The organism is Paracoccus sp. SSJ (assembly GCF_030234105.1).
GTDB lineage: Bacteria > Pseudomonadota > Alphaproteobacteria > Rhodobacterales > Rhodobacteraceae > Paracoccus > Paracoccus denitrificans.
Map to the genome: position 1 here is coordinate 91,264 of NZ_JASSPE010000005.1, position 23,898 is coordinate 115,161.

Here is a 23,898-nt window from a genome sequence, read left to right on the forward strand (position 1 = left end):
GGGATGGATGGCGGATTTGGCCCGTCACCTACCCTCGGAACGCGCCAAGGTCCAGCCGATCTGGATGGCCCGGCCCAGCAGATGGGCGGAAATCACCATCTGGCGCGAGGGACGCGGCTCGGCCAGGGCACGGTCTAGCAGGCAGGACGCCTCCAGCCGCAACTGCCCCACCCCATCATGGGCGAACAGCCATTCTTCGCCATTGGGCAGGGTCAGATGCACCTCATGCCCTTGCTGGCGGGCCTCGATCTCGGGGTGCAGGTGGAAGCGGATGTCGAAGGCCAGCCCCTCTTCGGGGCGGACCTGGTCCAGCCGGGCCTGCGCGCTGGCATCCAGCGCCGCCAGCGAATCCTCGCCGCGCAACCCCATGCCGTCGGGATCCAGCCAAAGCTCGCGCAGGTGGGTCAGCCCGTGGCTGGCCAGCCAACCGTCATGGCCGGCCAGCAGATGCGCGGATTCGGGCGAATGCGCCGGACCGCAATCCGGGGCGGTCAGGTTGCCCAGCGCATCGCAATCGCCGGCCCAGACCAGATCGGGACGTTCGGCCAGGATGTCGGGCTCGCCCTCCTGCCGGTTCGGGTTCAGCCGCGACGAGGACAGGCCGGCAAGGCACAACGCCGAATGGCAGGGCGTGGCGCGGCTGGCCCGGGCCCAAAGCGGGCCGAAGCCGTCGCCGGGGCCGCAATTCACGATCAGGGGCTGGCGCGCCACGGTCAGCTCGAAGGCCAGCGTCGAGGCATGGGCGCGCACCGCCGCCGGACCGCCCGGGGGCGGCGCGGCATCCAGGATCAGCGTCGTGCGCGCCCGCGCCATGCGGGCAAAGCCCATGGCAAGCCCGTGCGCAGGCAGCGCCGCGCCCTCGGCCGCGCGCAGGCAGCGGTCCAGCCGGCCTGCCGCGCCGCGCCCGCCGCCGTGGAAGGCGGGCAGCGCCCCGTCGGCATGGCGCAGCGCCCGCAGGATCGGCGCGATCTCGGCGATGGTGGCGCGCAGCTCGGACGGGCAGTCCAGCCCCACCTCCTCGGCCACCTCCTGCGCCCAGACCAGCAGCGCCATAGCCTCCAGCAGCGTTTCGGGCGAGCGCGCCTCGGACAGGGTGGCGACGCCCATGGCATCGGCCTCTTCGGCCAGGGCGATCAGGGCCGGCTGCGCCATGGCCTGGCGGTCGCGCAGCGACATGGCGCCGACGGCCAGCCCCGCCAGCGCTTCGAGCCGGCAGATCCCGTCCACGCTGTCATACCAGCTGTCGCGCAAATGGATCAGGTGCTGGTCGAGGGCGCGGAAATAGGGCTCGGCCCCGTCGCGGTCCAGGCCCGGCAGGATCATCCCGGCATGGAAGATCCACCGCAAGAGCCGCCGCCCCGTGACCTCGGGCACCCATTCCGGCGTCTCGGGCTGCGGCTGGCGGTGCCGGCGCAGCCAGCGCAGCACATGGTCCTGGGCGATGGCGCGGGCGCGGGGCGTGCCCACGGCCGCAAGGTCGTCGAGCCAGCCGAAGCCGTGCAACTCGGCCGCGACGCTGGCCGGCAGGTCGGCGGCGAAGAAATCGCCGGAAAGCGTGATGCCGCCCAAGTGCAGCGCACCGCCGACGATCTGCTCGCCGCGACCGGGATGGCCGATGGCCTTGGGTTCGGGGCGGCGCAGAAACCCCCTGGGCGCGACGGAGCTATCGGTCATGGGCAACGCATTCACTAGGACGGCGCAACCTTAGGTCCGCTCGGCGGATTTTCGCAAGCGCGCGATGAAGAACCCGTCCATACCGCCGCGTTCCGGCCACAGGTCCGGGCGCAGCCGCAGCCCGCCCTGGGGCGTGATCCAGTCCGGCTCGACGCCGGGCGCGCGGGGCGGCTCGACCACCAGGCCGGGATGGCGGGCAAGAACGGCGGCAAGCTGATCCTCGCCCTCGGCGGGCAGGAGCGAGCAGGTGGCATAGACCAGCCGGCCGCCGGGTTTCAGCAGGTCCAGCGCATGGTCGATCAGCCGGGCCTGCAATCCGGTCAGTTCGGCAAGGCCGGCGCCGTCGCGGATGCGCGGCAGTTCGGGATGGCGACGGATGGTTCCGGTGGCCGAACAGGGCGCATCCAGCAGCACCGCGTCCAGCGGCTGGTCGGGCCGCCAGTCCAGCGCATCCGCCGCGACCAGCCGGGCCTGGAGGCCGCAGCGCGCCAGGTTCTCGGCCACGCGGGCAAGGCGCAGCTCGGAAATGTCCACCGCCGTCACCTCGGCCCCGGCTGCGGCCAGTTGCAGCGTCTTGCCGCCCGGCGCGGCGCAAAGGTCGGCGACCCGCTCGCCCGGCTGCGGATCGAGCACCCGGACCGCCAGCGCCGCCGCCGCGTCCTGCACCCACCAGTCGCCCGCCGCATAGCCCGGCAGCGCCGAGACCCGGGTGCCGGCGGGCAGCCGGTGCGAGCCGGTGGGCAGCGCCTCGCCCGGGCAATCCGCGCCCTTGGGCGTCAGGTCCAGGGCCGCGCCGGCCTCATGCGCGGCCTCGATGGCGCGGGCGGCATCGTCGCCCCAGGCGGCCACGACCGGGGCGCGCAGCCAGAACGGCATCTTCTGCGGCGAAAGCCGTGCCCAGGCCTCGGCGGCGCCGGCGATCTTGCGCAGCACCGCGTTCACCATGCCGGCCGCGGCCTGCCCCTTGCGCCCCGAGGCGCGGGCCAGCGCCACGGCGGCATTGACCGCGCCATGCGGCGCCTCGCCCAGGGCCAGCATCTCGACCACGGCGAGCCGCAGGATGTGCATGATCTCGGGCCGCGGGCGGCGGGCCAGCATCGGCGCCAGCAGCAGGTCGACCCGATCGGCCCTGCGCAGGACCTCCAGCGCCAGCCGGCGGGCGCGGGCCCGTTCGGCGGGGGCAAGGCGGTCGGTCAGCGCGCCGGCCTCGTCCAGCGTCGCGCCATCGTCGACCGCGGCCAGCAGGCGCAGCGCGCCCGATCTTGCCCCGTCCCTTGCCTGTCCCTGCGTGCGCGTCTTGTTCAAAGCCTGCCTCTTGCCTAGATTGACTTCGTCTAGCGCGAAGCAGGGGAAACCGCCATGACCGACCGCAAGGATCTGCCGCCCGCCGCACAGCGCGCGCTGGCCGAGGCCGAAGAGCGCCGCCGCAAGGCGAAGCCGCTGGACCTGCCGGTCGAACTGGGCGGGCGCGACGGGCCCGAGCCGGTGCGCTATGGCGATTACGAGAAAAAGGGCATCTGCGTCGATTTCTGAGATGCCGGGCCCCTGCGCGCGGTCGGCTGAGTATTTGGAGAACGGTGAAGGCCGGGCCCGCTGGCGAATCCGTGATCGGGGGTGAGCCGGTCGTTTACTTGCCATTGGGGTTTGCCGTCTAAACAATGCGCCAACCACCAAACCGCAAGGAACGGCAGATGGCCTCTGGGCAGGGGATGATGAGATGGGCGGCGCTGGCGATCCTGCTGGCGGGCCAGGCTTTCGCGCAACAGGGGCCGGGCAGGCGCGGGCCGCAGGGTCCGACCGAGGTCGGCGTGATGGCCACCGCCGAGGAGGACGTGCCCTATACCGTCACCCTGCCCGGCCGCGCCATCGCCTATCAGCAGACCGGCATCCGGCCGCAGGTCGGAGGCGAAGTCCTTGAAATCGCCTATGATCCGGGCAGGCCGGTCAAGGCCGGCGACGTGCTGTTCCGGCTGGATCCCGAGACCCTGGCCGCGGCGCTGGCCGCAGCCGAGGCCGCCGTGGCGGGCGCCGAAGCCAGCCTGACCCAGGCGCAGAACACCGTCACCCGCTATCGCCGGCTGGAGGGCTCGGGCGTCTCGGCCGTGGACCGCGCCAATGCCGAGGTGGCGCTGAAACAGGCCGAGGCCGACCTGAAATCCGCCGAAGCCGCGCGGGATGCGGCGCGGCTGGCCTTGCAGCGCACCGAGATCAGGAGCCCGCTGGACGGCGTGGCGGATGTGGCCGCGGTCTCGGTCGGGGATCTGGTGACGGCGAGCCAGTCCGAATCGCTGACCACCATCACCCAGCTCGACCCGATCTATGTCGACGTGTCGGAATCCAGCGCCCGCATGCTGCGCAACCGGGCGCGCATCAGTGCCGGCCAGTTGACCGTCAACGGCGGGGTGGGGACGCAGCTGATCCTGGAGACCGGCGAGGAATACCAGGGCGCGGGGCGGATCGTCAGCCCCGGCATCACGGTTTCGCCCACCACCGGGACGGTGCCGATCCGGCTGCAATTCGACAATCCCGACCAGATGATCCTGCCCGGCCAGTTCCTGCGCGTGAAGCTGACGCTGGGCACGACCCGCGCCGTCCTGGTGCCGCAGCGTGCGACCAGCCGCGCCTCGGACGGCACGCTGACCGCCTTTGTCGCCCGCGACGGCAAGGCCCAGCAGGTCACGCTGAGCGAACAGGGCAGCCATCGCAACAGCTGGATCGTCACCCAGGGCATCAATCCGGGCGAGCAGTTGATCGTGGACGGGCTGGACAACCTGCGCGCCGGCACCGAGATCGCCACCGTCCCCGTCACCATCGACGCCCAGGGCGTCGTGCGCGAGGTCGATGAGCGCGGGGAAGGCTAGGACATGGCGCAATTCTTCATTCACCGCCCGGTCTTTGCCTGGGTGCTGGCCATCGTGACCATGCTGATCGGGACATGGTCGCTGATCGGCCTGCCGGTTTCGCAATATCCCGACATCGCGCCGACCACGATCCGCATCACCGCCAACTATTCCGGCGCGACGGCGCGGGCGGTGCAGAACTCGGTCACCACGCCGATCGAGGATGCGCTGACCGGGCTGGACGGGCTTCTCTATACCGTCTCGTCTGCCTCGACCGGACGCAGCGTCATCGAGCTGACCTTCGACGACAGCGTGGAGCCGGTCGATGCGCTGAACGAGGTGCAGTCCAAGGTCCGCTCGGTGGAAAGCCGGCTGCCCACTCCGGTCCAGAACGACGGCGTCTCGGTCACGCGCTCGTCCTCGTCGATCCTGATGGTCGGCTCGCTGGTCTCGACCACCGGGCAGCATTCCACCATCGAGCTGGGCAACCTGCTGGAACAGGTGGTCGAGGGCCCGGTCAAGCGCACCGAGGGCGTGGGCGGGGTCAACGTCTTCGGCTCGGGCTATGCGATGCGGATCTGGATGGACCCGCTGCGGCTGGCGCAGTTCCAGCTGACGCCCACGGACCTGACCACCGCCGTGGCGCAGCAGAACAGCACCGTGTCGGTCGGCGCACTGGGAGAGCAGCCGGTGGTGGCGGGCCAGCAATTCACCGCCAACATCACCGCGCAAAGCCAGCTGACCTCGGTCGAGGATTTCCGCAACATCCTGCTGAAGACCGGCGAGGACGGCGCCACCGTGCGCCTGGGCGACGTGGCCGAGGTCGAGATCGGCCAGACCCGATATGGCCGCGATTCGCGCTTCAACGGCATGAACGCCTCGGGCTTTGCGGTGAACCTGGCCACCGGCGCCAATGCGGTCGAGACGGCAAGCGCCGTGCGCGCCACGCTGGAGGGGCTGAAGAACGCCCTGCCCGAAGGGGTCGAGGTGCATATCGCCTATGACACCGCGCCCTTCGTCGAGCTGTCGATCGAGAAGGTTTATCACACGCTGATCGAAGCCATCGGGCTGGTCTTCCTGGTCATCCTGCTGTTCTTGCAGAACTGGCGGGCGACGCTGATCCCGATCATCGCCATCCCGGTGGTTCTGCTGGGCACCTTCGGCATGCTGGCGGCGCTGGGATATTCGGTGAACACGCTGACCATGTTCGCGATGGTGCTGGCCATCGGCCTTTTGGTGGACGACGCCATCGTCGTGGTCGAAAATGTCGAGCGGGTGATGCAGGAGGACGGGCTGGGCCCCGTCGAGGCCACGGAAAAGAGCATGGGCCAGATCAGCGGCGCGCTGATCGGCATCGCGCTGGTCTTGTCGGCGGTGTTCCTGCCCATGGGCTTCATGCCCGGCTCGACCGGGGTGATCTATCGCCAGTTCTCGGTCACGATCATCACCGCGATGGTGCTGTCCTTGCTGGTGGCGCTGATCCTGACGCCGGCGATGTGCGCCAGCCTTTTGCGGCAAAGCCACGGCCCGGCGCGCTTTGCCCCCGCCCGCTGGTTCAACGCCGGGTTCGAGCGGGTGACGCGCGGCTATTCCGCAACCGTGCGCCGCAGCCTGCGCCGGCCGATGCTGGTCATGCTGCTGCTTGCGGCCATCAGCTACGGCGCGACCGATCTTTTCGGCCGCATGCACACCACCTTCATCCCCGGCGAGGACCAGGGCGTGCTGCAATCGCGCATCACCCTGACCGAGGGCTCGACCGCGCAGCAGACCGCCGCCGTCGTGCAGGAAATCGAGAACTACATGCTGACCGAGGAAAAGGCGGCGGTGGAATCGGTCTTCGTCGCCATGGGCTTCGGCTTTTCGGGCACCTCGCAAAGCCGGGCCATGGTCTTTGTCAAGCTGCGCGATTTCGACCAGCGCAAGGACCCCGCGCTTGCGGCCAGCGCGGTCGCCTCGCGTGCCAATGCGCGCTTCGAAAAGCACCGGGCGGGGCGGATCACCTTCCTGCAGCCGCCGGCGATCCCCCGGCTGGGCAATGCGGCCGGGTTCAGCATGTTCCTGCTGGACCAGTCCGGCGGCGGAGCCGAGGCGCTGACCCAGGCCGCCAAGGCGCTGGAACTGGCCGCCGCCGAGGACCCCCGCCTGCAAAGCGTCGAAAGCAGCGGCACCGAGACCGAGGCGGCGCTGAAGATCGACATCGACCAGCAAAAGGCGGAAAGCCTGGGGGTCAGCCTGTCGGGCGTGAACGCCATGCTCTCGACCATCTTCGCCGGGACCGAGGTGAACGATTTCGCGCTTGGCGCGCAGCTGCGCCCGGTGGTCGTGCAGGGGGCGGCGGCGAACCGCATGCAACCCGAGGACGTGGACAGCTGGTATGCCCGCAACGCCGATGGCGAGATGGTGCCCTTTACCGCCTTCATGACCACCCGCTGGGAGCCGGTCGAGCCCAGCCTGTCGCGCATGGACAGCATCGACGCCATCGAGATCACCGGCCAGCAAAGCGACAGCGCCAGTTCCGGCGTGGCGATGGCGGCCATGGAGGAACTAGTGGCGCAGCTTCCCGGCGGCTATGGCACGGCCTGGACGGGCCTGTCCTACCAGGAGCGGCAATCGGGCAACCAGGCGCCCTGGCTTTTCGCGCTCTCGGCACTGGTGGTGTTCTTGTCGCTTGCGGCGCTTTACGAAAGCTGGTCCATCCCGTTCTCAGTCATGCTGGCGGTGCCGGTGGGGGTCCTGGGCGCGGTGGTGGCGGCGCTGACCTTCGGTCAGGCCAACGACGTCTATTTCAAGGTCGGCATCCTGACCACCATCGGCCTGGCGGCCAAGAACGCCATCCTGATCGTCGAATTCGCACGCGAGCTTGAACAATCGGGCCGGGCCACCGTCGAGGCCGCGGTCGAGGCGGCGCGGCTGCGGCTGCGGCCGATCCTGATGACCTCGATGGCCTTCATCCTGGGGGTGCTGCCCCTGGCCATCGCCACCGGCGCGGGCGCCGCGGCGCAGAACTCGATCGGCATCGGGGTGATGGGCGGCATGATCGCGGCGACCTTCCTTGGCATCTTCATGGTCCCGGCATTCTACGTTACCGTGCGGCGGCTGACCGACAGGAGAGCCCGGACATGAACGACCTTCCCAGACTGACCTCGCTGGCGCATGGCGGCGGCTGCGGCTGCAAGCTGGCGCCCTCGGTCCTGCGCGAATTGCTGGCCGATCAGCCCATGGCGCAGGCTTTTCCGCAGTTGCTGGTCGGGACCGAGACCTCGGACGACGCCGCGGTCTGGCAGGTCGACGACAACACCTGCGTCATCGCCACCACCGATTTCTTCATGCCGATGGTGGACGATCCGCGCGCCTTCGGCCGCATCGCCGCGACCAATGCGATTTCCGACATCTATGCCATGGGCGGCCGGCCGATCATGGCGCTGGCCATCCTGGGCATGCCCATCGACAAGCTCGCCCCCGAACAGATCCGCGAGATCCTGGAGGGCGGGCGCGAGATCTGCCATCAGGCCGGCATCCCCGTCGCCGGCGGCCATTCCATCGACGCGCCCGAGCCGATCTATGGCCTGGCGGTGATCGGGCTTTGCCATCCGTCCGAGTTGCGCCGCAATGCCGATGCGCGGCCGGGCGACGCGCTGATCCTGACCAAGGGGCTGGGCGTCGGCATCTATTCCGCCGCGATCAAGAAAGACGCGCTGGACGAGGCCGGCGTGGCCGAGATGGTCGCATCGGCCACGACGCTCAACCGGGTCGGCGCCGATCTGGCAAAGCGCGCCGATGTCCATGCCATCACCGACGTGACCGGCTTCGGCATCCTGGGCCACGGGCTGGAGATCGCCCGCGGCGCCCGGCTGCGGCTGCGGCTGCGGCTCACGGACCTGCCGCTTCTGTCGCGGGCGGCAGAGCTGGCGGAGGCAGGCTTCGTCACCGGCGCCTCGACCCGGAACTGGGCCGCCTACGGCGCCGAGGTGGCGCTGCCCGAGGGCCTGCCCCTGTGGCAGCGGGCGCTACTGACCGATCCGCAGACCTCGGGCGGGCTGCTGGTCGCCTGCGCGCCCGAGGCGGCCGGTGAAGTTCTGGATTTCATCCGCGATGCGGGTTTCCCGCTGGCGGCCATCGTCGGCCATGCCGAGCAGGGGGTTGCGGGTATCTCGGTCGAATAGCGCCGGGATTCTCGAGTATTTGGGAAACGGTGAAGCCGGGGCCATGCGGAACCCGGCGCAGTGGCGGGCGTTGGGGCGCAGGAGGACGCAGCCCATGCCCCAGTTTCCCTCACTGCCCTCGCTGGCCCTAAGCCTTGCGCTGGCCTGCCTGGCCGCGCCGCTTTCGGCCCAGACCGCCCCGGCCGACGCGCCCAAGCCAGCGCAGGCCGCCGCCACCGCCGCCCCTGCCGGGGAATGCCCGCCCGCGGCCGGCATGGCCGAACCCGCGACACCCCAGACCGCCTCGACCGACGGCACGGCACCGGACAATTCCGGCTCGACCGGCTGGACCGGCGGCACCGGCGGGTCGCAGATCGGCACCAACCCCTCGGGCGCGCATCATGCCACCAGGACCTGGCAGCCGCCCACCGCCCGCGGCCTCGACCTTGCGGGACGTGCCGAACCCGTCCCGTCCTGCTGACCGGCGCGACGGGCGATTGACGCGGCCCCTCCCGCCGCCGAAGATGCGGGAAAACAAGGGGAGCGTGATGAACGACAGCCAGATGCCCGCCGCCATCGAGGCGCATTCGCCCTATTCCGAATCGCTGGGGATGGAGGTGGTTGCGGCAACCCTGGACGAGGTCATCCTGCGCATGCCGGTGACGCGGACGCTGACCAATCGCAACGGCGTGTTGCATGGCGGCGCGATCATGAGTCTGGCCGATCATGCCGCCGGCACCGCCACCTATCTGCGCCTGCCGCCCGGCGCCGCCACGACCACGCTGGAGAGCAAGACGAATTTCCTGCGGCCGATTCGGCTGGGCGACGTGGCCGAGGCGCGACCCCGGCCGCTGCACCTGGGCCGGACCACGATGATCTGGCAGACCGATATCCTGCGCAGCGACGGCAAGCTCGCCGCCGTGGTGATCCAGACCCAGTTGGTGCTGGAATGGAAGGAGCCGGCCTGATCCGTTTCGCCGGACCGATGGTCGCGCCACTTTGCCGCACCGCAGGGCCGCATTTTCGGAAAGGAAACAGCGCCTCGCAGAGCATCTTGGCGGGCATGGGCAGCATGGTCGTGGCCGGCGCGGAAAAGGCGGTTGATGGGGAATCCCGCCTCCAGCGCCGAAACAGGCGGCGCAACAGGCGGTAGCGGGGAAACGGATGGCCGCTCGTGCCCGCTGACCCGCCACGGCCACACCGTCGCGGCAAGAACCTCCGGCGCCGTTGCCCGCATCGGATTTTCGTGGCAAGAGAGCACAAAGCCAACCGAGAGCAGGGTTCGCATAAATGACCGATTTCGCGCAGCGCCGCACCATGATGGTCGATACTCAGGTTCGTCCGAACGAAGTGACCAGCTATCCCGTGATCGAGGCGATGCTGAACGTCCCGCGCGAGCAGTTCGTCCCCGAATCGCGCCGGGATGTCGCCTATGTCGGCAACAATATCGACCTTGCCCCCGGCCGCGTGCTGCTGGAGCCGCGCACGCTGGGCAAGATGATGGATATCCTGAACCTGCAGAACGGCGACCTGGTTCTGGATGTCGGCTGCGGCTACGGCTATTCCGCCGCGGTCATGGCCCGCATCGCCGAGGCCGTCGTCGCCGTCGAGGAGGATGCCGCGATGGCTGCCGAGGCGGAAGGCCGGCTGGCCGCGCAGGACGTGTTCAACGTCGCCGTCGTCCAGGGCGCGCTGGCCGAGGGCTGCCCCGGCCAGGCCCCCTATGACGTCATCCTGATCGAAGGCGCGGTCGAGCAGGTGCCCGAGGCGCTGACCGAGCAACTGCGCGAGGGCGGCCGCATCGTCGCCCTGTTCCGCGAGGGCAATCTGGGCATCGTCCGCCTTGGCCACAAGCTGGACGGGCGCGTGAACTGGCGCTTTGCCTTCAATGCCGTCGCCCCGCTGCTGCCGGGCTTTGCGCGCCCGCGGGGCTTCGTCTTGTGATGCCGACAGGAAAGGCCATGGCATGTTTCGCAAAACGCTGAGAACACTGCGGCGCCCGCTGATCGCGGCCCTGTTCGCTGGCGCGACGGCCGTTCCGGCAAGCGCCGAATCGCTGGCCGATGCCATGGTCGCAGCCTATCGCCATTCGGCATTGCTGGAGCAGAACCGCGCCGTCCTGCGCGCCGCGGACGAGGATGCGGCGACCGCCCTGGCGCAATTGCGCCCCGTTGTGCAATGGATCGCCGAGCACAGTTTCCAGAAGATCAACGGCCTGGCGATCGGCCGCTCGACCAGCATCGGCCTGCAAGCCCAGATCACGCTTTACGACTGGGGTCGCAACGCCATCGCCATCGACGCCGCCAAGGAAACCGTGCTGGCCACTCGCGCCGCGCTGGTGGGCGTCGAACAGGACGTGCTTCTGGGCGCGGTCCAGGCCTATCTGGATGTGCGCAGCGCGACCGAACAGGTTGATCTGCAATCCAATTCCGTGCGCGTGATCGGGCAGGAACAGCAGGCAGCCGCAGATCGTTTCGAGGTGGGCGAGATCACTCAGACCGACGTGTCGCAGGCCGATGCCGCCCTGGCCGCGGCGCGCGCCAGCCTCGCGGCCGCACGAGGCAATCTGGAGGTGGCGCGCGAAGTTTATCGGGCCGCGACCGGCCGGGCGCCTGGCCAGCTCGATCCGCCGCCGCCCACCCCGTCGCTGCCCGCCTCGCTGGAGACGGCACGGCAGATCGGCCAGCGCAGCCATCCCGCGATCTCGCAGGCACAGCGCCTGGCTGCTGCCGCCGAACTGGGCGTCGCCGCCGCTGCCGCCGAGCGCAATCCGACGCTGAGCGGCCAGGCCAGCATCGGCCGCTCGCACGAGCTTTCGATCCAGGGTCAGGAATCGACCCGCAACAGCCTTGGCGCCTCGCTCAGCCTGTCGCAGACGATCTATTCCGGCGGGCGCCTGCCCTCGGCCCATCGCAAGGCGATGGCGCGGCGGGACGAGGCGCGGGCGGGACTGCTTCAGGTTTCGCGCCAGGTCGACGAAGCGGTCGGCCGGGCCTGGGCGGGAATCGATGTGGCGCGGGCACAGATCCGCGCCATCGACGAGCAGATCGTCGCCGCGCAGCAGGCCTACGAAGGCGTGCGCGAGGAGGCGACGCTGGGCGCTCGCACCACTCTGGACGTGCTGGATGCCGAGCAATCGCTGCTCGAAGCGCGGGCCGACAAGATTTCGGCCGAGGCCAATCTGCAATTAGCACATTATCAACTTCTGGCTGCTATGGGTCTGTTGACGGTGGAAAACCTGAAACTGGGGATACCGACCTATGACCCATCAGCCTATTACAATGCGGTGCAGGACGCACCCTATACCAGCAGGCAGGGCGAAAGCCTTGACCGGGTGTTGCGCGCGATCGGCAGGGACTGACACCGCCCGCGATCCGGGGGCGCATCATGCAACATGAAGCGATGCGCCATCCGGTCCCCTCGCCCGGATCGGACAATGTCGGCGACGTGCTGGCCTCGATCCGGCGGCTCATCGCGCAGGACGGAGCGGGATGCCGGATCCAGAACCCGGCGCTGAACGGACGGCTGCCGGAACAGGACGGCCCGCCGGCCGCTCCGATCAAGCTGGTGCAGCCGGCCCGTCCCCCATCTTCGACGCGAATCACCCCCTTGGTGCTGGACAACAGCACTCTGGTCGCGCCCGATCCCGTGCTACGGATCGAGGCGGTGGGAAGGGGCGAGACCTCGGCAGAACTGCACTCCACCGAGCCGGGGCGACTGGATGCCTGGCCGCCCGTTCCACCGGACAAAGGGGCTGCCATCGGCGCAACCCATGCCGACCGGGCGAATATGGCCGAGCCTTCGGCCGGTTCCTCCGGGCCCTCGCTTTTTTCCGACATCGATCCAGGACCGACCCAGCCTTCTTCGCCGGCGCCGACCGCCGCCACCCGACAATTGGAGGAAACCATGCTGCACGCGAATGCTTCCGCGACCCCGATCAATCCCGCCGCCGCCGCTCGGGCCGCCGAGGCCATCGCCTGCGACAATGGCGAGCCGCGTCTTTTCGCGCCGCAAGATCAGGATACGCCAAAGGGCACCCATCTGCGCGGCATGATCCGCGAGGCGATCCGGCAGGAACTTCAGGGCGAAATCGGCGACCGGCTCAGCCGCAACCTGCAACAGATGATCCGTCACGAGATCGAAATGGCCCTGCGCCAGATGTGCGAGCGGGACTGAGCACGCCGCACCGGGCCGGCAAAACCGTCCGGCTGGCAGCTTGCCGGCCCCGGGACCGAAAGAAGGATCCCGGCAGGCTAGTTCAGGTATTTCTCGGGATCGACGCTGTCGAAACCGTTGCGCACCTCGAAATGCACGACGCCCTGGTTGCGGGTCTTGCCCAGCGGGGTGCCGGCGCTGACCGTCTGGCCCTTGGTCACGGCGACATCCTCGAGGCCGGCATAGACGGTCATCAGGTTGCCGTCATGCCGAACGACGATGATCGGCACCTGGTCGGTGTCGCGGGTGATCGCGGCGACGGTGCCGCTACCGGCGGCTGCAACGGTGCTGCCCGGTGCGGCGGCAATGTCGATGCCGTCGTTCTTGCCCTTCTGATAGGTGCGGATGATCGCGCCATTGGCGGGCATGCGGAACTTGCCGCTGCCCGAGGCGGCGGTGCGGGTCTTGCCCAGATCGGGTCCGGCCGGCTTGTCCACCGGGCTCGCGGCGGGCTGCGTCTTCTCGTTCGGCAACGGCTGGGCCGAAGACGGCGGGCTCGGCGTCGGGCTGCCCGTTCCGGGCGCGGTGACGGCCGCCGTGGCGGGGCGGCTTTGCCCGGCGACGGGGATCAGCAGGCGCTGGCCGGTGCGCAGGGTCATATCCTGCGTCAGCCCGTTCCACTGGGCCAGGTCGTTCACCGAGACGTTGTATTTGCGCGCGATGGACCAGGCCGTCTCGCCCGCCGCCACGACATGCTGCTTGGGCTGGCTTGCAGCCGGCAGGGTCTGCGACGTCACCGCTCCGGCGCCCGAGGCCGCGGGCACGTTCGGCTGCTTGATCCCCTGTCCGGCAAAGGGATCGCTGACCTGCCCGGTCGACGACACGATGGGCGCCGCCGCAGGAGCCCCGGCAGCAACGCGACGCGGTAGGGCGACCACCGCCCCGGGGTTCAGCACGGTATTGGCCTCGATGGCATTGTATCTGGCCAGTTCGGCCGCGTTCAGCCCCAACCGCGCAGCAATCGTCGCCACGGTATCCCCCTGCCGCGCGATGGCGACCTGATAGCCTGGATAGGAGATCACGCCGCGCTGGTCGGGGGCCGGCCGAGGCTGGGCGCGCGCCGCGGCCTGGGCGGTTTCCAACCCGCCGCCGCCCCAGCGGCGCAGGTCGGGGTCGAAATTGCTGAAATCCAGGCCACCCTGCGGCCCGCATGACACCAAAGCCACCGCAGCGCCGGCGAGCATCGCCAACTGCCTGATCTTGATCATCTGCCCGTTCCTCACTCTGGACGGCCGGGGGTCATGTCTGTCCCAACCCCTCGACCAGCGGCACGAAGCGCACCTGCCGCAATTCGTCATAGTCAAAGCCGTTTTCGCCGCGGCGCACGCGGATCAGGGTCTGGACCGCATCCGACTGCCCGACCGGCACCACCATGATACCGCCGATCTTCAACTGCGCCAAGAGCGGCCCTGGCGGATCCTCGGCCGCCGCCGTCACCATGATGCGATCAAAGGGCGCCTGCTCGGGCAGCCCGCGCGAACCGTCGCCCACCAGCGCTGTGATGTTGGGCAGGCCCAGGTGGCGAAACAGCGCCTCGGCCTCGGCCACCAGACGGCGGTGGCGGTCGATGGTATAGACCCGCCGGCACAAGAGCGACAGCACCGCCGCCTGGTAGCCCGAGCCGGTGCCGATCTCCAGCACCTTGTCGCGCGGCCCGACCTCCAGCGCCTGGGTCATCAGCCCCACGACCGAAGGCTGGCTGATGGTCTGCCCGCAGGGAATGGGCAAGGGCGTGTCGTCATAGGCGCGATCCTCGAAATGGCCGCGCACGAATTCGCCGCGGTCGATGCGCTCCATCGCCTCCAGCACCCGCGGATCGGTGACCCCGCGCTGCCGCAGCGCGAACAGGAAGCGCATCTTGCGTTCGGCAGTCTCGGGATCGTCGCTCATGCCCAGGTTCAGCCCTCTTCGAGAACGCCGCGCAGTTCGGCCAGGGTCTTGTGGCAGGTCAGGTCCGGCCGCATCGGCGTCAATGAGATATAGTCGCGCATATTTGCGTCCACGTCACTCTCCGGCGTGGCCTCGGCGGTCTGCGAGCCGCCCAGCACCCACAGGAACCGCCGCCCGTTCGGCGCGTGATAGGGCTCGACCTCGAAGCGCACGCCCTGGCGCCGGCCCTGCGGCGCCACCCGCGTGCCCTTGACCGAGCCCGCGTCGCAGGGCGGGAAGTTGATGTTGTAGAACAGCCGGAAATCCTCGTCCGAGGTCCAGTCGCCGTAATCCAGCAATTGCCGGATCAGCCGCGGCCCGTGCATCCGCGCCGCCTGGAACGGATCGTCCAGCACCGCGGTGCGGCTTCCCATGTATTGCGACAGGGCGATGGCGGGCAGGCCCTGCAACGCCGCCTCCATCGCACCGCCCACGGTGCCGGAATACATCACGTTCTCGCCCGAGTTGTTGCCGCGGTTCACGCCCGACAGCACCAGGTCCGGCGGATTGTCCCGCATCACGTCGGCAATGGCGGCCAGCACGCAATCGGCCGGCGTGCCCTCGGCGGCAAAGCGGCGCGGCCCCAGTTCGGCGATCAGCGTCGGGTGAACGTAGCTGATGCAATGCGCGACGCCCGATTGCTCGAAGGCCGGGGCGACGGTCCAGACCTCGCCCGCAGGTCCAGCGACTTCGGTCGCGATCGCCTCCAGCGTCTCGAGCCCCGGAGCGTTGATGCCGTCGTCGTTGGTGATCAGAATGCGCATGCTTTTCCCTGTCCGGCCGCCGCGCCGGGGGCGTTGTCCGCGCCGCCCGCGCCTCTCGCCGTTATCTGCCTGTCACATCTGCTTTATCCGCGCCACAGCCTTGCGACAACCCGCCGGAAGAGCCATGGAAGCGTTTGACGCAGGGCTGTTGCCGGGGCAGCATCGGAACAAGGCAATAAGCCGGGCAGGACATGCAGATCTATCTTCCCATCGCCGAAGTGGCGGTCAATGCGCTGACGCTGATCGGTCTTGGCGGCATCGTCGGGCTGATGTCCGGCCTGTTCGGGGTTGGCGGCGGTTTCCTGATCACGCCGCTGCTGTTCTTCATCGGCATTCCGCCGGCCATCGCGGTGGCGACCGGCGCCAATCAGGTCGTGGCCTCGTCCTTTTCCGGCGTGCTGGCGCATGTCAAGCGCAAGACCGTGGATTTCCGCATGGGCTGGGTCTTGCTGGCCGGGGGCCTTGTCGGCTCGTCCGCGGGGGTGCTGCTGTTCAACCTGCTGTCGCGGCTGGGCCAGGTCGACCTGGTGGTGCAGCTTTGCTATGTCGTCTTCCTGGGGCTCATCGGCGCGATGATGCTTCAGGAAAGCCTGCGCGCGCTGCATCGCGCGCGCCGCAGCGGGCCGATCAAGCCGATGCGCCGCCACCAGCACGGCTGGGTCCACAAATGGCCGCTGAAGATGAAGTTCCGCGCCTCGGGGCTTTACATCAGCTCGATCCCGGTGCTGCTGGTCGGCGCCGCGGTGGGCGTTCTGGGTGCGCTCATGGGCGTCGGCGGCGGCTTCATCATGGTGCCGGCGATGATCTATCTGCTGGGCATGCCGACCAAGGTGGTCATCGGCACCTCGCTGTTCCAGATCACATTCCTGTCGGCCTATACCACGCTGATGCATGCGGTCTCGTCGAACACGGTGGACGTGATGCTGGCGGTGCTTCTGATCGTCGGCGGGGTCACCGGGGCGCAGATCGGCACCCATCTGGGCGCGCGGCTGCGGGCCGAGCAGTTGCGCATCCTGCTGGCGCTTCTGGTGCTGGCCGTCTGCGGCAGGCTGGCGCTGGACCTGTTCCTGCGCCCGGACGAGCTTTACTCGATCACGCCGGGGATATTGCGATGAGACGCGCATTTGCCCCGCTGCTGGCCCTGATGCTGCTGGCCCTGCCCTTGGCCGCGCAGCAGGCGCCGGCCCCTGCCCCGCCCTCCGAGCAGATCGTCGCCGGGCTGTCGCGGGACGACGTGGACATCACCACCAGCTTCGACGGCTCCGAGATCATCATCTATGGCGCCATCAAGCGCGAGACACGCATTCCGCAGGGCCATCCGCTGGACGTGATCGTCGCGGTCGAGGGCCCGGCCCAGACCCTGACCGTGCGCCACAAGGAACGCCGGCTGGGCATCTGGATCAATACCGGCCGGGTCAGCATCGGCTCGGCGCCCAGCTTCTATGCCGTGGCGACGACCCGGCCGCTGCACCTGATCCTGCCCCCGGCCGAGGACCAGCGTTACCGCGTCTCGATTCCGCTGGCGATGCGCGCCTTTGCCGGACCGATGGAGGTCGAGGACGCCGTGCCCTATACCGCGGCGCTGATCCGCCTGCGTCAGGCCAACGGGCTTTACCGCCAGGACGACGGCACGGTGCGGCTGGCCGAACAGACGTTGTTCCGCGCCGACGTCCGCCTGCCCGCGAACCTGGTCGAGGGCTTCTACAGCACACGCATCTTCCTGTTGCGCGACGGCCAGGTCATCGACACCTTCCGCGCGCCCATCGAGGTGCGCAAGGTCGGGCTGGAACGCTGGCTCTATCGCCTGGCGCTGGAGCAGCCCTTCATCTACGGCATCATGTCGCTGGCGATCGCGGTGGCGGCGGGCTGGGCCGCCTCGGCCGCGTTCCGGCTGGTCAAGCGTCCCTGACCTCGCCGCGACGGAACGGCCCCATCTCGGCCATGATCGCCATTTCCTCGCCGACGGCCTCGCGCTCGCGTTGCAGGTAATCGGCGATGGCGCCGTGAAAGCCGCGATCCGCAACCCAATGCAGCGAATGGGTCTGGCTGGGCATGTAGCCGCGGGCCAGCTTGTGTTCGCCCTGCGCCCCGGCCTCGACGCGGGGAATGCCATGGGCGATGGCCCAGTCGATGGCCTGGTGATAGCACAGTTCGAAATGCAGGAAGGGGTGGTCCTCGACGCAGCCCCAGTAGCGGCCGTAAAGCGCGTCCCGCCCGATCAGGTTCAGCGCCCCGGCGATGGGGCGGCCGTCGCGCTCGGCCAGGACCAGCAGGCAGTCGTCGCGCATGGTGTGGTGCAGGATGTCGAAAAAGGCGCGCGTCAGATAGGGCCGGCCCCATTTTCGCCCGCCGGTATCCTGGTAGAAGGTCCAGAAGGCATCCCAATGCCCGGGCTGGATCTGGTCCCCCATCAGGCTGCGGATGCTGCCGCCGAAGGCCTGCGCCCGCTCGCGTTCCTTGCGGATCGCCTTGCGCTTGCGCGAGGACAGTTGCGCCAGGAAGTCGTCGAAGCTTTCATATCCCTGGTTCAGCCAGTGGAACTGTTCGCTGGCGCGGGGCAGAAAGCCGGCCGCCTCGCCCAATTGCGCCTCGGCCTCGGTGCAGAAGGTGACATGCGCGCCCGAAAGGCCCGATTGCTGCGCGAATTGCGCCATGGCCGCCAGCAGCGCGCGCTGCACGGCAGGGCTGGAGGCGATCAGCCGCGGCCCGCTGACCGGGGTAAAGGGCACGGCGCATTGCAGCTTGGGGTAATAGCGCCCGCCCGCGCGCTCATAGGCCTGCGCCCAGCCGTGGTCAAAGATGTATTCGCCCTGGCTGTGGGTCTTGACATAGCAGGGTGCGACGCCCGCGACCTGCCCGTCCAGCCGCGCGACCAGATGGCTGGGGTGCCAGCCGGTCTCGTCGCCGACCGAGCCGGATTGCTCCAGCGCCGACAGGAAGCGATGCGTGGTAAAGGGATTGGCGCCCGCCCCGCAGCCGTCCCATTCGGCGGCGTCGATCCCGGAAATCGCAGGCAGGACGGAAACGGCAAGCTCGCTCATGGCGGGAAACATAGGCGCGGGCGCGGCGATTGTCAGGGCTTGGCGGGCAGGTAATGCTCGAATGTGATATTGTCGGCCACGCGGCGGGCAATCGCCTCTTCCTTGGGCGAACACACGGTCCAGCACAGCACCGGCACGCCCCGCGCCTTCAGCGCCGCCACCGCCGGATTGTCCAGATCCGTGCGGTCATGCGAGATGAAGCTGGCCCCGACCCGGTCGAAATCGAGGATCGCCGCCAGATGCGCGCGGGTGGCTTCGTCCAGCATCGGCCAGTCCCAGGCCTCATAACCGCAGGTGGTCAGCCCCACCGTCACCCCCGGCGCCGCGGCATGGAAGGCCGCCACCGCATGCGGGTTGAAGGACATGACCGCGACCGGCCCGTCATAGCCGGAAAGCAGGCGCGCCACCTCGGCCTGCAGATCGCCGACCTCGGCCGAGATGCGCAGGCTCTGGTCCTTGATCTCGATCAGCAGCGGCACCCGGCCCGCAACCTCGTCCAACAATTCGGCAAGCGTCGGGATGGGTTCGGCGCTGCCCATGATGCGCAATTGCGACAAGGCGTCGATGCCCAGGGCGCTGACCAGCCCCTCGGCCCCGGTCAGGCGCGGCAGGTCGTCGTCGTGAAAGACCAGCGCCGTGCCGTCCGAGGCGCGCTGGATGTCGCATTCGATGCCGTAGCCGGCAGCGATGGCGGCGCGGAACGCCGCCATGCTGTTTTCCGGCACGCCCGGCCCGTGCAGCCCACGATGAGCGATGGGCAAGCGCAGGAAATCCGGGGCAAGGCGCATCAGGCGAACTCGAAGATCGCCTCGACCTCGACCGCGACGCCGCGCGGCAGGGCCGGAGCCGAAACGGCGGCGCGGGCATGGCGGCCCTTGTCGCCGAACACCTCGACCATCAGGTTCGAACAGCCGTTGATGACCTCGGGCTGGTCGGTGAATTCAGGCGTCGAGTTGACAAAGCCAGTCAGCTTGACCACGCGCACCACCCGGTCCAGCGACCCCAGCGCCGCCCGCGCCTGCGCCAAGAGCGCCAGGCCGCAGCCGCGCGCCGCCTCGGCGCCCTCCTCGACCGCCAGATCGGCGCCCAGGCGGCCCTTGGCCGGGCTGATCTGGCCCGAGACGAACAGCAGGTTGCCCGTGATCACATAGGGCACGTAATTCGCGGCCGGCGCGGGTGCGTCGGGCAGCGTGATCCCCAGCTCTGCCAGTTTCGTCTCGATGGACATGCTATCCTCCTACCAGTCGATGAAGTCGCGGAAATCGCTCAGCACGATGCGCCAGGTGTCCAGCGCATCGTCGAAATTCTTGCGTCCGATGCCGTCGCCTGCAACCCCGATATCCATCTCGATGAAGGGATCGCCGGTTTCGTCCAGCCAGACCTTGCCGAACCGCTTTTCGCGGTTCCAGCGGTTCGCCATGCTTTCGGACATCGAATCGTCCAGATCGAACCCGGCCGAGAACTGGATCGCGGCGCAGGTCTTTTCGCATTGGTAGAAATAGACCTGAAAGCTGGTGCCGTCGATGCGGCTTTCGATCAGCGGATCGCCGGCGGCATCGGTCGTCAGCTTGGTCGGCAGGCCGAAATCCATCATCATCAGGCGAATCACCTCGGGATCGCCCATGACCTGTGCCTGCGCCGCGGGCGCCTGCATCAGCGCCGCCAGCACAAGGGGAACCAAGGTTCGCATCATTTTCTCCGTCACGGAATCGCGCGCTGATTACCGCTTTGCGCGTCAGGCCACCAGAGCTTCCGCGCGTTTCAGATCGACGCTGACCAACTGGCTGACGCCCTGTTCGACCATGGTCACGCCGAACAGCCGGTCCATGCGCGACATGGTGACGGCATGGTGCGTGATCACAAGAAAGCGCGTCTCGGTCCGCCGGGTCATCTCGTCCATCAGGTCGCAGAACCGGGTGACGTTGGCATCGTCGAGCGGCGCGTCCACCTCGTCCAGCACGCAGATCGGCGCCGGATTGGCAAGGAAGACCGCAAAGATCAGCGCCAACGCCGTCAGCGTCTGCTCGCCACCCGACAATAGGCTGAGCGTGCTGAGCTTTTTGCCCGGAGGCTGGCACATGATCTCCAGCCCCGCCTCCAGCGGGTCGTCGGATTCGACCAGCACCAGCCGCGCCTCGCCGCCCCCGAAAAGATGCGTGAACAGCGTGGTGAAATTGGCGTTCACCGTGTCGAAGGCGGCCAGCAAGCGCTCGCGTCCCTCGCGGTTCAGGCTGCCGATGCCCTGGCGCAGCTTGCGGATCGCCTCGGTCAGGTCCTCTTTCTCGGTCGCCAGCCGGTCGCGCTCGGTCTCAAGCTCGCGCTTGTCCTCGTCGGCACGCAGGTTGACCGCGCCCAGCGCATCGCGTTGCTGGCGCAGCCGGGCGATCTGGTCCTCCAGCGCCTCGGGAGCGATCTCCTCGACCTCGCCCAGAGATTCCAGCAGCGCCTCGGGCGTGGCCTCAAGCTCTTCGTGGATGCGCAGCCGGGCAGTGGATTCGGCCTCGGTCGCAGCCTCGGCGCGGGCCTCGCGGGCGGCGCGGGTCTCGCGCGCGTCGGATGCCGCGCGCTCGGCCTCGCGCTCGGTCTCGGCGGCGATGCGCAGCGCCTGATCGGCGGCCGACAGCGCATCGCGGGCGCGGGACAGGCGGGCGGCAGCCTGCGCCTCGGCCTCGGTCAGAACGCCGCGACGCTCGGCCAGGATCTCGGGCTGGGCCTCGGCTTCCTCCAGATCCTCCGCGGCCTGCTCGCGGCGGGCGGCGAGTTCGGCAGCGCGGGTTCCGGCCTGGTCCAGCCGCAGCCGCCAGCCGGATTCCTCCTTGGCGATCTCTTGCAGGCGCCTGGTCCGCGCATTCGCCTCGCGCCGCAGCTCGTCCAGCGCACCACGCCTGGTCAGGGTGGCGATGCGCGCCGCCTCGACCCCGGTGCGGGCATGTTCCAGCGCCGCTGCCGCTGCGCCGCGGTCGGGCAGTTCGGCGAGCGCCCGCTCGGCCTCGGTCAGCCGGGCACGGGCGTCCAGTGCATCCTCGCGATGCCGGGCCAGTTCGGCGCGGGCGGATTCGGCGCGGCTTTGCGCCATGGAAAGCTCGGATTCGGCCCGGGTCACGGCGCGCACGGCGTCGGACAGCCCGCGCTCGGCCTCGCGCCTTGCGTCGCGGGCGCGCTTTTCGGCCTCGGTCGCGGCCAGGTGGCGGTCGCGCAGCGCCTGATGCGCGGCCTGCGCATCCCCGGCACGGGCCTGCGCCGCCTCGGCCTGTTCGGTCAGTTCGGCAAGCTGGTTGACCTTTTGCAGATGCAGCGCGGCCGAGGACGCCGCCTCGCCCGCCATCACCCGCATGCCGTCCCAGCGAAACAGGTCACCCGCCTGCGTGACCAGCCGCTGGCCGGGGGCAAGCGCCGGTTGCATCGCCGCGCCCATCGCCGCATCCGCGACCAGCCCGACCTGCGACAGCCGGCGGGCCAGCGCCTCGGGCGCCTCGACATGCGGCGACAGCGGAGCGGCGCCCTCAGGCAACGGCTGCGGCGAGCCATAGGCCGGCAGCAGGTGCCAGCCCGAACCGTCGCCGGCCAGCCCGACGCCCAGATCGTCGCCCAGCGCCGCACCGAAAGCCGCCTCGTAGCCGCGCGCGACCCGCACCAGGTCAAGGATCGAATCGCCGCCCTGCCCGCGCTCCACCAACCGCTTCAGCGCCGCCATCTCGGCACTCAGCGCCGAGACCTCGCCCTCGGCCTCGGCCCTCGCCGCGCGGGCGGCGGATTCCTCGGTCTCCAGCGCGGCGCGTGCTTCCTCGGCGTCGGCCAACGCCTCCTCGGCAGCCTCGACGCGCTCGCGGGCTTCCTCCTGCGCTTCCTCGGCGGCTTCGCGGGCGGCATCGGCCTCGGCACCCGCTTCGGTAGCGCGGGCGGCCGCGGCCTCGGCATCATGCGCGGCAAGGGTGGCGCGCTCCTGCATCTGCCGCAGGTCATGGACCAGCCGCTCGGCGGATTGGTGGCGGGCGGCAAGACGGGCGGATTCGTCGGTCAGCTCGGCCAGCTTGGCCTCGACCTCGCGCAGGGCCTCGGCGGCTTCCTCGGCGGTATTGCCGGCTGCGTCCAACCGTTCCTCATGGCCCTGCCCGGCCTTTTCCAGCTCGCGCCGTTCCCATTCCAGCCGCTCGATCACCTCGCCCGCATCGCGGTTCAGCGCCGATTCGCGCTCGATGTCGCGGTCGAGCTGGGCGATCCGCGCCAGAAGCGTCTGGATGGCCTGGCCGGCGCGGGCCTCGGCCTCGTCCAGCGCCTCGCGCTCGACGGTGGCGCGCGACAGGATGGCGGCGGCGACCTGTTCTTCCTCGCGCAGGGGCGGCAGCTTCGCCTCGGCCTCCTCGCGGGCGGCGATGGCGCGGCGGGCCTCTGCCTCGGCCTCGGCAGCGGCGCGGATCGCCGCGCGCAGCGCTTCGGCCGTGGCTGCCTTGGCCTGATCGGCCTCGGCCCAACGGCGATAAAGCAGCACGCCCTCGGCCCGGCGCAGCGCGGCGCCGATCTCGCGATAGCGCGCCGCGGCACGGGCCTGCCGCGCAAGGCTGGCCGCCTGCGTGGAAAGCTGGTCCAGCGTGTCGTCGACCCGCGTCAGGTTCGCCTCGGCCGCGTTCAGCTTCAACTCGGCCTCGTGCCGGCGCTGGTAGAGGCCGGAAATCCCCGCCGCCTCTTCCAGCACCCGCCGCCGCGCCTTGGGCTTGGCATTGATCAGTTCGGAAATCTGCCCCTGCCGCACCAGCGCCGGCGAATGCGCCCCGGTCGAGGCATCCGCGAACAGCATCTGCACGTCGCGCGCCCGCACCTCCTTGCCGTTGATGCGATAGGCGCTGCCGGCGTCGCGGGTGATGCGACGGGTGATGTCCAGCGCATCGCTGTCGTTCATGCCGGCAGGGGCGAGGCGGGCCTTGTTGTCGATGGTCAGCGTGACCTCGGCATGGGCGCGGGCGGAACGCCGCGCGGTGCCGGCAAAGATCACGTCCTCCATCCCCTCGCCGCGCATGGCGGTGGGCCGGTTTTCGCCCATGACCCAGCGCAGCGCCTCGAGCAGGTTCGACTTGCCGCAGCCGTTCGGGCCGACCACGCCGGTCAGGCCCTCGTGGATGACCAGGTCGGTCGGGTCCACGAAGCTTTTGAAACCATTGAGGCGCAGGCGGTCAAAGCGCAATGCGAAGGGTCCACGAAGATCGTTCAAATCCCCCGGATTTTTGGCGATCCTGGGCCTCAAGTCAACACAAACCCCCAGATATGGCGGGGCTTCGGCGGTTATCCACAAGATTTA

General features: G+C 69.4%; 21 protein-coding genes. 11 read left to right on the forward strand and 10 right to left on the reverse strand.

Annotation, left to right across the window (positions count from 1 at the left end):
* Positions 1-24: 24 nt before the first annotated feature.
* A complete protein-coding gene (locus tag QPR87_RS07025) occupies positions 25-1,674 on the reverse strand; it encodes a heparinase II/III family protein (RefSeq protein ID WP_285048891.1) in 1,650 nt (549 codons plus the stop codon).
* Positions 1,675-1,704: 30 nt separating this feature from the next.
* The gene (locus tag QPR87_RS07030; protein WP_285048893.1) at positions 1,705-2,979 is read right to left on the reverse strand and encodes an RsmB/NOP family class I SAM-dependent RNA methyltransferase; all 1,275 of its coding nucleotides are present in this window, start codon (positions 2,977-2,979) and stop codon (positions 1,705-1,707) included.
* A gap of 54 nt (positions 2,980-3,033) precedes the next feature.
* Between QPR87_RS07030 and QPR87_RS07035 the strand changes: the two genes are divergently transcribed.
* The 9 genes from QPR87_RS07035 to QPR87_RS07075 all read left to right on the forward strand — a co-directional run bounded on the left by QPR87_RS07035 (position 3,034) and on the right by QPR87_RS07075 (position 12,832).
* Complete coding sequence (locus QPR87_RS07035; RefSeq protein ID WP_036751458.1) at positions 3,034-3,207, forward strand: DUF1674 domain-containing protein; 174 nt, start codon at positions 3,034-3,036, stop codon at positions 3,205-3,207.
* A gap of 158 nt (positions 3,208-3,365) precedes the next feature.
* Positions 3,366-4,535, forward strand: a complete 1,170-nt coding sequence (locus QPR87_RS07040; protein WP_285048897.1) for an efflux RND transporter periplasmic adaptor subunit — start codon at positions 3,366-3,368, stop codon at positions 4,533-4,535.
* A 3-nt stretch (positions 4,536-4,538) separates the two neighbouring features.
* Positions 4,539-7,637 carry an efflux RND transporter permease subunit gene (locus tag QPR87_RS07045; RefSeq protein WP_285048899.1) on the forward strand — a complete coding sequence of 1,033 codons (3,099 nt, stop codon included), beginning with the start codon at positions 4,539-4,541 and terminating at the stop codon, positions 7,635-7,637.
* Positions 7,634-8,677 (forward strand): selenide, water dikinase SelD, encoded by a 1,044-nt coding sequence (selD, locus tag QPR87_RS07050; RefSeq protein WP_285048900.1) that lies wholly within the window; start codon positions 7,634-7,636, stop codon positions 8,675-8,677. Before QPR87_RS07045 ends, selD begins: the two co-directional genes overlap by 4 nt.
* Positions 8,678-8,771: 94 nt before the next feature.
* Positions 8,772-9,137 (forward strand): hypothetical protein, encoded by a 366-nt coding sequence (locus tag QPR87_RS07055; protein WP_285048902.1) that lies wholly within the window; start codon positions 8,772-8,774, stop codon positions 9,135-9,137.
* 67 nt (positions 9,138-9,204) lie between these two features.
* Positions 9,205-9,624 (forward strand): PaaI family thioesterase, encoded by a 420-nt coding sequence (locus QPR87_RS07060; RefSeq protein ID WP_285048904.1) that lies wholly within the window; start codon positions 9,205-9,207, stop codon positions 9,622-9,624.
* 322 nt (positions 9,625-9,946) lie between these two features.
* Positions 9,947-10,600 carry a protein-L-isoaspartate O-methyltransferase family protein gene (locus QPR87_RS07065; protein WP_285048906.1) on the forward strand — a complete coding sequence of 218 codons (654 nt, stop codon included), beginning with the start codon at positions 9,947-9,949 and terminating at the stop codon, positions 10,598-10,600.
* A 22-nt stretch (positions 10,601-10,622) separates the two neighbouring features.
* Positions 10,623-12,017 (forward strand): TolC family outer membrane protein, encoded by a 1,395-nt coding sequence (locus tag QPR87_RS07070; protein ID WP_011749002.1) that lies wholly within the window; start codon positions 10,623-10,625, stop codon positions 12,015-12,017.
* Positions 12,018-12,043: 26 nt separating this feature from the next.
* Positions 12,044-12,832, forward strand: coding sequence for a hypothetical protein (locus QPR87_RS07075; protein WP_285048909.1), 789 nt, complete (start codon positions 12,044-12,046; stop codon positions 12,830-12,832).
* A 77-nt stretch (positions 12,833-12,909) separates the two neighbouring features.
* Here QPR87_RS07075 and QPR87_RS07080 read toward each other — a convergent pair whose 3' ends face one another.
* From QPR87_RS07080 to surE, 3 genes are read right to left on the reverse strand one after another with little or no spacing between them, the layout of a single operon-like run.
* Entirely contained in the window at positions 12,910-14,079 is a 1,170-nt protein-coding gene (locus tag QPR87_RS07080) for a M23 family metallopeptidase (protein ID WP_011749004.1), read from the reverse strand.
* 31 nt (positions 14,080-14,110) lie between these two features.
* The gene (locus QPR87_RS07085; RefSeq protein WP_011749005.1) at positions 14,111-14,761 is read right to left on the reverse strand and encodes a protein-L-isoaspartate(D-aspartate) O-methyltransferase; all 651 of its coding nucleotides are present in this window, start codon (positions 14,759-14,761) and stop codon (positions 14,111-14,113) included.
* Positions 14,762-14,769: 8 nt separating this feature from the next.
* Complete coding sequence (gene surE / locus QPR87_RS07090) at positions 14,770-15,564, reverse strand: 5'/3'-nucleotidase SurE (protein ID WP_011749006.1); 795 nt, start codon at positions 15,562-15,564, stop codon at positions 14,770-14,772.
* Positions 15,565-15,755: 191 nt separating this feature from the next.
* Between surE and QPR87_RS07095 the strand changes: the two genes are divergently transcribed.
* The gene (locus QPR87_RS07095; protein ID WP_011749007.1) at positions 15,756-16,679 is read left to right on the forward strand and encodes a sulfite exporter TauE/SafE family protein; all 924 of its coding nucleotides are present in this window, start codon (positions 15,756-15,758) and stop codon (positions 16,677-16,679) included.
* Complete coding sequence (locus QPR87_RS07100; RefSeq protein WP_011749008.1) at positions 16,676-17,473, forward strand: TIGR02186 family protein; 798 nt, start codon at positions 16,676-16,678, stop codon at positions 17,471-17,473. The genes QPR87_RS07095 and QPR87_RS07100 overlap by 4 nt, the downstream gene beginning before the upstream one ends.
* On the opposite strand, the gene QPR87_RS07105 is transcribed toward QPR87_RS07100, so the two are convergent.
* Genes QPR87_RS07105 through QPR87_RS07125 form a run of 5 tightly spaced genes read right to left on the reverse strand, consistent with a single transcriptional unit; the run spans position 17,460 to position 23,784 of the window.
* Positions 17,460-18,605 (reverse strand): GNAT family N-acetyltransferase, encoded by a 1,146-nt coding sequence (locus QPR87_RS07105; protein WP_285048913.1) that lies wholly within the window; start codon positions 18,603-18,605, stop codon positions 17,460-17,462. The two genes, QPR87_RS07100 and QPR87_RS07105, sit on opposite strands and share 14 nt — an antisense overlap.
* Before the next feature lie 32 nt (positions 18,606-18,637).
* Positions 18,638-19,393: a glycerophosphodiester phosphodiesterase family protein gene (locus QPR87_RS07110; RefSeq protein WP_285048915.1), complete on the reverse strand. Its 756-nt coding sequence runs from the start codon at positions 19,391-19,393 to the stop codon at positions 18,638-18,640.
* Complete coding sequence (locus tag QPR87_RS07115; protein ID WP_011749011.1) at positions 19,393-19,833, reverse strand: RidA family protein; 441 nt, start codon at positions 19,831-19,833, stop codon at positions 19,393-19,395. Before QPR87_RS07115 ends, QPR87_RS07110 begins: the two co-directional genes overlap by 1 nt.
* Before the next feature lie 9 nt (positions 19,834-19,842).
* A complete protein-coding gene (locus QPR87_RS07120) occupies positions 19,843-20,295 on the reverse strand; it encodes a YbjN domain-containing protein (RefSeq protein ID WP_011749012.1) in 453 nt (150 codons plus the stop codon).
* A 45-nt stretch (positions 20,296-20,340) separates the two neighbouring features.
* Positions 20,341-23,784 carry a chromosome segregation SMC family protein gene (locus tag QPR87_RS07125; RefSeq protein ID WP_285049031.1) on the reverse strand — a complete coding sequence of 1,148 codons (3,444 nt, stop codon included), beginning with the start codon at positions 23,782-23,784 and terminating at the stop codon, positions 20,341-20,343.
* Positions 23,785-23,898 lie beyond the last annotated feature (114 nt).